Source organism: Desulfurobacteriaceae bacterium (assembly GCA_039832905.1).
GTDB lineage: Bacteria > Aquificota > Aquificia > Desulfurobacteriales > Desulfurobacteriaceae > Desulfurobacterium.
Window position 1 is genome coordinate 1 of the sequence record JBDOLX010000079.1, and the last position, 9898, is coordinate 9898.

A 9898-nucleotide genomic window follows, 5' to 3' on the forward strand; every position below is an offset into this window, starting at 1 on the left:
TTTTTGAAACGTTCACTGAGGCAAGAGAAGTATTTGAGGAAGCATCTGAAGGAGCAAAAGTAGACCTAGCTAAGCTTTGTTTTGAAAGTAGCGAAGAAGAGTTAACACTAACTTTTAATGCTCAACCTGCAATATTCACCGTGAGTATGGCTGTTCTAAAGGTCTTGGAAAAAAATGGTTTTAAGGAAAATCCTGTTGTCGTTGCTGGTCATTCTTTAGGAGAATTTTCCGCCGCTTGCGCAGCCAAGGTGTTTTCTGTTCACGATGGAGCATTCCTAGTAAGGAAAAGAGGTAAATTTATGCAAGAAGCTGTTCCTGCTGGTGTTGGAGGAATGACCGCTGTAATAGGTCTTCCTGCAGAAAAAGTGGAAGAAGTTTTAAAAAATGTAAAAAGCGGTTTTGTTCAGGTAGCGAACCTTAACAGTCCTGAACAAGTAGTAATTTCTGGGGAAATAAAAGGACTTGCTGAAGCTGAAGAAAAGTTAAAAGAAGCAGGTGCTAAAAGAATTGTTAGGCTTGCAGTGTCTGCACCTTTCCATTCAGAACTTATGAAACCTGCTGCTGAGAAACTAAAAGAACTTATGGAAGAGATATCCTTTTCTGACGCGGCTATTCCTATAGTAAACAATGTAGATGTCAAATGTTTAAAAGAAATTAATGAGATAAAGGACTCTTTCTATAGACAGATGTATTCCTCTGTTAGATGGGTTGAGGACGTTTTAAAGATGAAAGAACTTGGAGTTGATACTTTCTACGAAATAGGTCCTAAAAATGTTCTTAAAGGACTAATAAGAAAGATTGATAAAAGCTTAAAAGTCATTAATGTTGAGAAAGTAAAAGATATAGAAAAGGTTTTAAACGAGGTTTAAAGCAAAACGACAAGAAGCTGAATGCTTCCAATAAGGAAACCTAAAACGCCCCCTAAGAGGGTAATGTATTTAAGTTCATCCTTTATTAGCTTTAGGATAATTGACTCTATTTCTTCGATGGGGAGGGAGTTCACTTTTTCTTCGACCAATCTTTCTATGTCTATTGCTTCCATTATTACTGGAAGTTCCTTTTCTATTACTTCCAATATCTTTTCTGTTGAAACCTTTAAGAGCTTTTCTTTCTTAGCGTTAACAATCTTTCTTACAACTTCAAGTATGCTGTAAGAAACCTTTTCTTTCTTAATAGACCGAGCAGCTTCAAGAACTATTTTCTTTGTTAGGTTAACAAACTTCTTGCCACTATTTGTTGAAAGGTTTATTTCCTTGTTTAAAAGTCCTTCTATTTTCTCCCAAACAACCTTTGAAACTTTTAGTTTAAACTGGGGATCCTGAGACAGGTCATCTACGAATTTTGAAATGGCATCAGTCAAGAAATTGGAAATGGAGTCTGCAAAAATCTCAGGGATAATAGGAATTAAGGACAAGTTTTTCTTTATCGAGTAGTAAACCATATCCTTAAAGTCAGGCTTCTTTACAAAGTGTAGAAAACTTTCAGAAAGTTTTTCTACTTTTTCATCTATAAACCTTGTTAAATCACTTTTTAAGTTTTTCGGTAAGAGATCGTTTAAACTCTTTCCTTCAATGGACATAAAAAACTTATCAAGGTGGTCTTCTGTAAGATTTTTTATTTCTTCATCGCTGAAGTTCTTCAAAAATTCTGAAAGAAACTTCTCATTAGACAGAGTATCGTCTATAAGCTTTTCTATAAGCTTCTCTAAACTTTCTTTTATTTTCTCCTCATTTAGTCTTTTTCTTATAAGTTCTTCTGTTAAAAGGTTTTCTTTTACAACCTTTGCCAAAGCTTTTGCGAGTTTATCTCTTTTGGAGGGTATAAGTCCAGGAGTAAAGGGAATTTTCCTTCCAAAGATATAATAAGGTTTCTTAGGACTAAAGAGCATTTTTATGGCAATGAGATTTGTAAAATACCCTATTAATGCACCAACTACTGGAAAAGTTAATTCTTTAATCAAGATTTATTTCCTCCAAAACTTTGTAGATTGGTCCTTTAGAAGTCAACTTACTTTCTATTATGCAAACTTTGCTTTCTATTTTTTCTTCAAAAAGATGTTCTTTCATCTTAAATACGTACTGTTTAAACTTTGTGGTATGGCGCATTTTCTTTATTCTCAAGAGAGTAAGATGAGGAACAAACTTTTCTTCCATTGGAAAACCGAAAGGTAAAAGCGCTTGGTCAACTCTCCTTTTTACTTCACCTATTGAACCCGATTCGATACCTATCCAAAGAACCCTTGGAGATTTTAGGCTTGGAAAGACTCCCAAACCCCTGTAAGAGATTTTTGGTGCTTTGACCCCTTTCAGTTTTCCCCTTAGCATTGTAGATATTTGTGGAATCTTCTCTTCCTCAACATCTCCTAAGAAACGGTAAGTAAAGTGGAGATTTTCTTTTTCCACCCATTTTCCAACAATTTTTAAAAGTTCTATTTGGGATTTAACTTCTTCTATTCCTTTAACTTCCGTTAAGGTTCCTATAAACAGCCTCTTCTTTGGCATCTTTTCTCCAAACAAAGTTTGATAAATTATAACTATTAAGCTTTTTGAGGTTAGAAAGATGAAGAAGAGAACAAAGATAGTTGCAACCTTAGGTCCAACGTCTTCTGGAAGAGAAATTTTAAAAAAAATGGTAGAAAGTGGTTTAAATGTTGTGAGACTTAACATGTCCCATGGCACTCACGAAGATCACGGAAAACGTATAAAACTTGTTAGAGAGGTTGAAAGAGATACGGGAAAACCAATTCCAATTCTGATGGACTTATGTGGTCCAAAGATAAGAATAGGGAAGCTGGAAAAAGAACCTTTTTACCTTCACAGAGGAGATACGGTTATTCTCACTACTGGAGAAGCCAAAAGAGGAAAAATACAAGTAAACTACAAGAACTTACATAAAGAAGTAAGAAGAGGAGAAACAATTCTCCTTGCAGACGGTGCTTTCAGGTTAAAGGTAAAGAAGGTTGTTGAAAAAGACATAATATGTGAAGTTCTGGTCGGAGGACCTCTAACATCCCATAAAGGTGTTAACCTTCCTAACTCCAAGCTATCCGTTCCAGCATTGACCGAAAAGGATAAAGAAGACGTTCTTTTTGGAATAGAAAATGGCGTTGACATAATAGCGTTATCATTTGTTAGAAAAGCTGATGACGTTCTTGAGCTAAAAGAACTAATAAGGGTAAAGGGAAAGAATATTCCTGTAATCGCAAAGATAGAAAAACCGGAAGCTGTAAAAAACATTGATAGTATTCTTGAAGTTGCTGATGGAATAATGGTTGCAAGGGGAGATTTAGGAGTAGAGCTTCCAGTAGAAAAAGTCCCTGCTATACAGAAACAGTTAATAAGAAAAGCAAATGAAAAGGGAAAGCCTGTAATTACTGCTACTCAAATGTTAAAGTCTATGGTTGACCTGCCTTTTCCAACAAGAGCGGAAGTTTCGGACATTGCCAACGCAGTTTTGGATGGAACAGATGCTCTAATGCTTTCAGAAGAAACTGCTGTTGGTAAGTATCCAGTTAAGGTTATAAAAACTATGGCTAAAGTGATTCAAGAAGCAGAAAAAATTTATCCTTACAAACGTTATATAGACCTTCCAGCTAAAACTTTACAAGATTCTCTGGCAAAGTCTGCCTGCAATCTTTCAAGAGAAACAAAGATAAAGGCTATTGTTCCTTTCACAAGAAGCGGAGCAACTGCAAAAGCGGTGGCAAAATTTCGTCCTCCAGTTCCAATATATGCTGTTGTTCACGATATAGAGACTTGGAGAAGACTTAATTTGATTTGGGGAGTTGAACCATTTTTAACAGTTCTAGCAGAATCGATAGACGAGATAGTCGAAGAGTCCATAAAAGTTGCTAAGGAGAAAAAAATTGCTAAGAAGGGAGATAAAGTGATTGTTCTTGCGGGAGCTCCAATGGGAATTCTAGGAACAACAAACTTAATTAAGGTGGTTGATATAAGATGAAAAGAGGATTTCCTTTAATTTTCTCTTTGTTAGCTTTTTTGTTGGTTTTAACGTTCTTACCTGTTTCCTTTGACGTTAGAAAAGGACTTGCTATCCTTGTTTTTGCAGCTATTCTTTGGATAACGGAAGGTTTACCTTTGGCTGTTACTTCCCTTTCTATTCCTGTTTTAGCAGTAGTTCTGGGAATATTTGATGTAAAAACTGCATTTTCTTCCTTTTCTCATCCAATAATTTTCCTGTTCTTAGGAGGTTTTGTTCTTGCTGCAGCCCTAACAAAGTATGGTTTAGATAAACTTATTGCTTTTAAGATAGTTTCCCTCTCTAAAGGTTCTCCTTTTACTGCTTCGGTTTTGCTGTTCTTATCAACAGCCTTTATATCAATGTGGATTAGCAATACTTCAACCACTGTAATGATGCTGCCTCTTGCGCTTGGGATAGCTACCGCTTTGTCAGGAGATAAAAGGCTTAGAAGTTTTCTTCTTTTGGGTGTAGCATATTCGGCAAGTATTGGAGGAATTGGAACACTTGTTGGAAGTCCTCCAAATGGTATTACAGCTGCAAACCTTGGAATGGAGTTTAGTGATTGGCTAAAGGCCGCTTTTCCAGTTGTTATTTTTCTTTTCCCTTTTCTTATAGCCATTCTCTACATTTACTTTAAACCAAAAATGAAAAGTAAAGTAGAAATAGAAAAAGTTTCATTTACAATGACTAAAGAAAAATTTACTGTTCTTACCATCTTTTCAATGACAGTTATCTTGTGGCTTTTTAGTAAGAAGATTTCATCTATTTTAGGAGTTAGTAAATATTTTGATGCCGTAATCGCTATCTTTGCAGTTGTCTTACTCTTTAGCTTTAAGCTTTTAACGTGGGAAGATGTAAATAAAAACACAGATTGGGGAACATTGCTTCTCTTTGGAGGAGGTCTATCCCTTTCTCAGGTTCTAAAAGCAACGGGAACAAGTAAATTTATAGCTTCTTTACTTGTTAATAGTGTGACAAATCTTCCTCCATTTTTTCTTGTTTTCTCTATTGTTCTATTTATGATTTTTCTAACAGAACTAATGAGCAATACAGCCACGGCTGCAATCTTTATACCCATTTTAATTACTGCTGCAAAAAGTTTAGGTTTACCTCCTCCTTTCCTTGCTTTACCTGCTGGAATTGCTGCATCTTGCGCTTTTATGTTTCCAGTGGCTACTCCCCCAAATGCGATAGTCTATGGGACAGGAAACGTGGGACAAAGAGATATGTTAAGGGTTGGTTTGGTTTTAAATGTCTTTTTTGCTTTTTTAATAACCCTTTATGCAACTTTCATCTTGTAGAATTAACTGACAAAAATTTTCAACTAGGAGGTAAAAGGTGGAAGACTTAAAAAAGATGATAGAAGAGGCTTGGGAAAACAGAGAACTTTTGAAAGATGAAAAGTATAAAGAAGCAGTAAGAGAAACAATAGATCTTCTTGACAAAGGAAAAGTAAGGGTTGCAGAGAGAATAGACGTTGGAAACTGGAAGGTAAACGAATGGGTTAAAAAAGCAATCCTTTTATTCTTCCCAATTTCTGAAATGAAGGTTATGGAAGTTGGTCCTTTTGAGTATTACGATAGAATACCTTTAAAGAAGAACTGGAAAGAATTGGGGGTTAGAGTTGTTCCACCAGCAACTGCTAGATACGGTTCTTATATAGAACCAGGAGCTATCTTGATGCCTTCTTACGTAAATATCGGAGCTTATGTTGGTTCAGGAACTATGGTTGATACTTGGGCCACTGTTGGTTCTTGTGCACAAATTGGAAAAAATGTTCACCTTTCCGGTGGAGTTGGAATTGGAGGAGTTCTTGAGCCACCAAATGCAAAACCAGTAATCATTGAAGACAACTGCTTTATCGGTTCAAGGTGTATTATTGTTGAAGGAGCAATTATAGAAGAGGAAGCCGTTCTTGGTGCAGGTGTTGTAATTACAGCATCAACAAGAATTATTGACGTTACAGGAGATGAACCTGTAGAGTATAAAGGAAGAGTTCCTGCAAGAAGCGTTGTTATACCAGGAACAAGAGTTAAGAAGTTCCCAGCTGGAGAGTATGGAGTGCCTTGTGCATTAATTATTGGTAAAAGAAGAGAGTCTACAGATAAGAAAACTTCACTAAATGAAGTCTTAAGGGAATTTAATATTCCTGTTTAATCTTTGAAAGGGGAGGGAGGATAGGGAGAAATAGAAACCCCGCTCGAGGGCGGGGAATTTTCTTCTGAATTTAAGCAGCTAAAGCAGCTTTAGCCTTTTCTACGATTACCTTGAATGCTTCAGGGTCTCTTACAGCGATATCTGCAAGAACCTTTCTGTCGAGTTCGATTCCAGCTTTCTTAAGACCGTGAATGAATCTACTGTAGTTTAATCCGAACTGCCTTACAGCAGCGTTAATTCTTGCAATCCATAGTCTTCTAAAGTCCCTCTTCTTAAGTCTTCTATGTTGATAAGCGTAAAAGAGGGACTTCATTACAGCTATTTTCATAGTTCTGTAAAGGCGAGACCTTCCGCCAAAGTAGCCTTTTGTTAACTTCTTGAGTTTCTTCCTTCTGTACCTTCTTGGGCTTGTTTTTACTCTCATTCCTTTCCTCCTTTCTCTTTAGTGAGCTGCAGGCAGCCGTTTAGCGGCTTTTTCGCCTGCTGGCATCACTTACTTGGAAAGTACTAGTGGTGTGTAGTTTGCAGCCTGAGCTCCTTCTAGGTAGCCAGCTTTTCTAAGCTTTCTCTTTCTTTTTCTACTCTTCTTTGTAAGAAGGTGGCTTTTGTTTGGATGCCAGTGTTTAATCTTTCCTTTAGCTGTTACCTTTACCCTCTTTGCTGCAGATTTCCTTGTTTTAATCTTTGGCATCAGCTTGCCTCCTTAAAGATTTAAAAACGGAAGGAAATTATAATCTATTTTTTCTTTGGTGCAAGTATCATAATCATATCTCTACCTTCTTTCTTAGGCTTTTTTTCTATCTCTGCTATATCTTTAACTGCTTCGTATATCTTCATAAGTTGGGCTTCTCCAAGTTCAAGGTGTACCTGTTCTCTACCTCTAAACATTACAACAGCTTTAACCTTGTTCCCTTTCTCTAAGAACTTCCTCGTTTGCTTAATTCTAACTTGGAGGTCATGTTCATCTGTCCTTGGACGAACTTTTACAGTTTTTACCTCTATGGTCTTTTGTTTTTTCTTGGCTTCGTGCATTTTCTTTTGTTGCTGATACTTGTACTTTCCGTAATCCATTATTCGACAAACTGGTGGATTGGCATTTGGAGAAACTTCTACTAAGTCCAATCCTTCTTCCCTTGCAAGTTCCAATGCCTTATAAGTAGACATTACTCCAAGCTTTGTTCCATCACTACCGATAACAAGTACTTCCTTTGCTCTAATTCTTTCGTTTACCCTAATCTGGTCAAGTTTCCTACTAATGACCTACCTCCTTCTATTGTTTTTCTTTTATCTCTTTAAGAATTTTATCCAAAAACTCTTCTAAATCCATACTTCCAAGATCACCTTCTTTCTTTGATCTTACAGAAACTGTACCTTTTTCGACTTCTTTTTCTCCAACTATCAACATGTAAGGTATCTTCATGAGTTCAGCCTTTCTAATCTTATAACCAACCTTTGCGTTCTCATCGTCAAGCTTAACCCTTATTTTAGCTTCTTTCAAAGTTTTAAAAACTTTATCAGCATAGTCAATGTACTTATCACTTACAGGTATTATCACAGCTTGAATTGGAGCAAGCCACGTTGGGAAAAGTCCGGCAAAGTGTTCAATCAAAAGTCCTATGAATCTTTCAATGCTCCCCATAATGGCTCTATGAACCATCACAGGTCTTTTCTTTTGGCCATCTTTATCTACATACGTTAAGTCAAACCTTTCTGGAAGGTTAAAGTCAACTTGGATTGTTGGTCCATCCCACTTTCTACCAATCGCATCAAGAACCGCTATATCAATTTTTGGACCATAAAAAGCACCATCTCCTTCAACAATGTTGTATTCAAATCCTCTTTCTTTTAATGCATCTATTAGAGCTTGAGTTGCATGTTCCCAAGCTTCATCACTTCCTATGTACTTTTCCGGTTTTGTTCCAATGTTTATAACGTAATCAAGTTTAAAGATTGAGAGAAGTTCCATTACGTAATCAAGAACACCCTGTATCTCTTCCTTTAGTTGATCCGGACGGCAAAAGATATGCCCATCGTCCTGAGTGAAACCTCTAACCCTTAAAAGTCCGTGAAGAGAACCACTCTTCTCGTATCTATGAACGGTTCCAAACTCAAAGAACCTTAAAGGTAAATCCCTATAGCTTCTAACTTGGGATTTGTAAATCAAGATGTGTCCTGGACAGTTCATAGGCTTTACAGCGTACCAGTTAGCCCTTTCAATATCTTGCGAGGTAAGAGGAACTTCTTCGTTTCCAAGTCTTTCCTCTTCGTCGTGCTCAACAACAGGAACAAAAAACATGTTCTCTTTATAAAAATCGTAGTGTCCTGAAATTTTCCAAAGGTCTGCTTTCATTATGTGGGGAGTGTAAATTCTTAGGTATCCTCTATTTTCATGTTCTTCTTCTACCCACTTTTCAATCTCTCTTCTGATTATTGCACCGTTTGGATGCCAGAAAACAAGTCCTGGACCAGCTTCATCGTAAATTGAGAATAGATCAAGTTGTTTTCCAAGAACTCTATGATCCCTCTTTTTAGCTTCCTCAAGTCTTGTAATATATTCGTCAAGATCTTTTTTCTTCCAGAAAGCCGTTCCATAAATCCTTTGGAGCATCTTGTTCTTTGAGTCTCCTCTCCAGTAAGCCCCTGCTAAATTTAATAACTTAAAAGCCTTTACCATTCCAGCATGTTCAACATGTGGACCTTTACAAAGGTCAAAGAAATCCTCTCCAAGCCAATAGATCGTTATAGGCTCGTCTTCAGGAATGGCTTCTAAAAGTTCAAGCTTGTAAGGGTCGTCTTTAAAAAGTTCTTTTGCTTTTTCTCTTGTAATTTCCTCTCGCTTGAAAGGTTCCTTAGCCTTTATTATTTTTTCCATTTCTTTTTCTATTTTTGGTAAATCTTCCTCTTTTATAGAAATGGGAAGATCGAAGTCGTAATAGAAACCTTCTTCTGTTGCTGGACCAATACCAAGTTTAACTTTTTCGTCTCCATAAATTTTCTTTACAGCTTTGGCAAGAATGTGGGCAGCACTGTGTCTTAAGATTTCAAGAGATTCCTGATCCTTCTGAGTTAAGATTTTTATTTTTCCACTTTTTAGTATTGGAGTATGAAGGTCTATAAGTTCCCCATCAAAAATTGCTCCAACAGCATTTTTCTCTAAGCTCTTTGCTATCCTTCCAGCTATCTCCTTAACGTTTGTTTCCTTCTCAAAAGTTAGTTTGTTCCCGTCTGGAAGCTCTATTTCAATCATCATTTTCACCTCTCCACGAAAGATTAATGGCTAATTTTACGAAAAAAAGAAATGAAGAAGAGAAACTATTTAAAAGATTACAAGAAAACCTTTCAGTATCTAATTAATCTTTTCTACCACCAGTGTTCTTCCCTTGCCTCAAGCACAGTCTCTACAATAACAATAATTACAGAGAAAACATTTGCTACCAAAGCTCCCCAAGCAAGAGCTTCAATCAAACTCTGTCTCGTTCCAAGTTCATAAAAGATAAGGGCAGGTACTAGGTGCAAGTCTGCTGTAAGACTTGTAGCAAGAAGTTCCGCGCTCAACGTTTTCTTACTACCAAGCTTTAGAATAGTTGCAACTAAGTTGAAAACAACAGATGCTATTAGTGCATAAGGATCCCCGTCGTAAACAAATCCAACAGTTGTAGTTAAGGACATCATTATAAAGAAGGTAGTTCCAACTTTACCCCAGTCCATTTAGCCTCTCCTTTATTTTCTTTCTAAGCATCGCGCTCCTTGCGGTAACTTT

The 9898-nt window shown here is 36.7% G+C and carries 11 protein-coding genes; 4 read left to right on the forward strand and 7 right to left on the reverse strand.

Annotation, left to right across the window (positions count from 1 at the left end; all coding sequences use genetic code 11):
• A partial coding sequence (gene fabD / locus ABGX27_05750) for an ACP S-malonyltransferase (protein MEO2068999.1) occupies positions 1-869 on the forward strand: 869 nt, incomplete at its 5' end.
• Here the strand turns inward: fabD and ABGX27_05755 are convergent.
• Together ABGX27_05755 and thpR are read right to left on the reverse strand one after the other, a co-directional pair.
• On the reverse strand, positions 866-1960 hold the full coding sequence (locus tag ABGX27_05755; protein ID MEO2069000.1) for a DUF445 family protein: 1095 nt from the start codon (positions 1958-1960) through the stop codon (positions 866-868). The two genes, fabD and ABGX27_05755, sit on opposite strands and share 4 nt — an antisense overlap.
• Positions 1953-2501, reverse strand: a complete 549-nt coding sequence (thpR, locus tag ABGX27_05760; protein MEO2069001.1) for an RNA 2',3'-cyclic phosphodiesterase — start codon at positions 2499-2501, stop codon at positions 1953-1955. The genes ABGX27_05755 and thpR overlap by 8 nt, the downstream gene beginning before the upstream one ends.
• A gap of 58 nt (positions 2502-2559) precedes the next feature.
• Between thpR and pyk the strand changes: the two genes are divergently transcribed.
• From pyk to ABGX27_05775, 3 genes are read left to right on the forward strand one after another with little or no spacing between them, the layout of a single operon-like run.
• On the forward strand, positions 2560-3960 hold the full coding sequence (pyk, locus tag ABGX27_05765) for a pyruvate kinase (protein MEO2069002.1): 1401 nt from the start codon (positions 2560-2562) through the stop codon (positions 3958-3960).
• Positions 3957-5282, forward strand: a complete 1326-nt coding sequence (locus tag ABGX27_05770) for a DASS family sodium-coupled anion symporter (protein MEO2069003.1) — start codon at positions 3957-3959, stop codon at positions 5280-5282. The genes pyk and ABGX27_05770 overlap by 4 nt, the downstream gene beginning before the upstream one ends.
• 37 nt (positions 5283-5319) lie before the next feature.
• Complete coding sequence (locus ABGX27_05775; protein MEO2069004.1) at positions 5320-6138, forward strand: 2,3,4,5-tetrahydropyridine-2,6-dicarboxylate N-succinyltransferase; 819 nt, start codon at positions 5320-5322, stop codon at positions 6136-6138.
• Positions 6139-6208: 70 nt separating this feature from the next.
• Here the strand turns inward: ABGX27_05775 and rplT are convergent, their stop codons facing one another.
• The 5 genes from rplT to ABGX27_05800 all read right to left on the reverse strand — a co-directional run bounded on the left by rplT (position 6209) and on the right by ABGX27_05800 (position 9846).
• Positions 6209-6562: a 50S ribosomal protein L20 gene (rplT, locus tag ABGX27_05780; protein ID MEO2069005.1), complete on the reverse strand. Its 354-nt coding sequence runs from the start codon at positions 6560-6562 to the stop codon at positions 6209-6211.
• Between the two features lie 69 nt (positions 6563-6631).
• On the reverse strand, positions 6632-6829 hold the full coding sequence (gene rpmI / locus ABGX27_05785) for a 50S ribosomal protein L35 (protein ID MEO2069006.1): 198 nt from the start codon (positions 6827-6829) through the stop codon (positions 6632-6634).
• Positions 6830-6873: 44 nt separating this feature from the next.
• Positions 6874-7374: a translation initiation factor IF-3 gene (infC, locus tag ABGX27_05790; protein MEO2069007.1), complete on the reverse strand. Its 501-nt coding sequence runs from the start codon at positions 7372-7374 to the stop codon at positions 6874-6876.
• 34 nt (positions 7375-7408) lie between these two features.
• A complete protein-coding gene (gene thrS / locus ABGX27_05795) occupies positions 7409-9385 on the reverse strand; it encodes a threonine--tRNA ligase (protein ID MEO2069008.1) in 1977 nt (658 codons plus the stop codon).
• Positions 9386-9498: 113 nt separating this feature from the next.
• On the reverse strand, positions 9499-9846 hold the full coding sequence (locus ABGX27_05800; protein MEO2069009.1) for a DUF6394 family protein: 348 nt from the start codon (positions 9844-9846) through the stop codon (positions 9499-9501).
• Between the last annotated feature and the right edge of the window lie 52 nt (positions 9847-9898).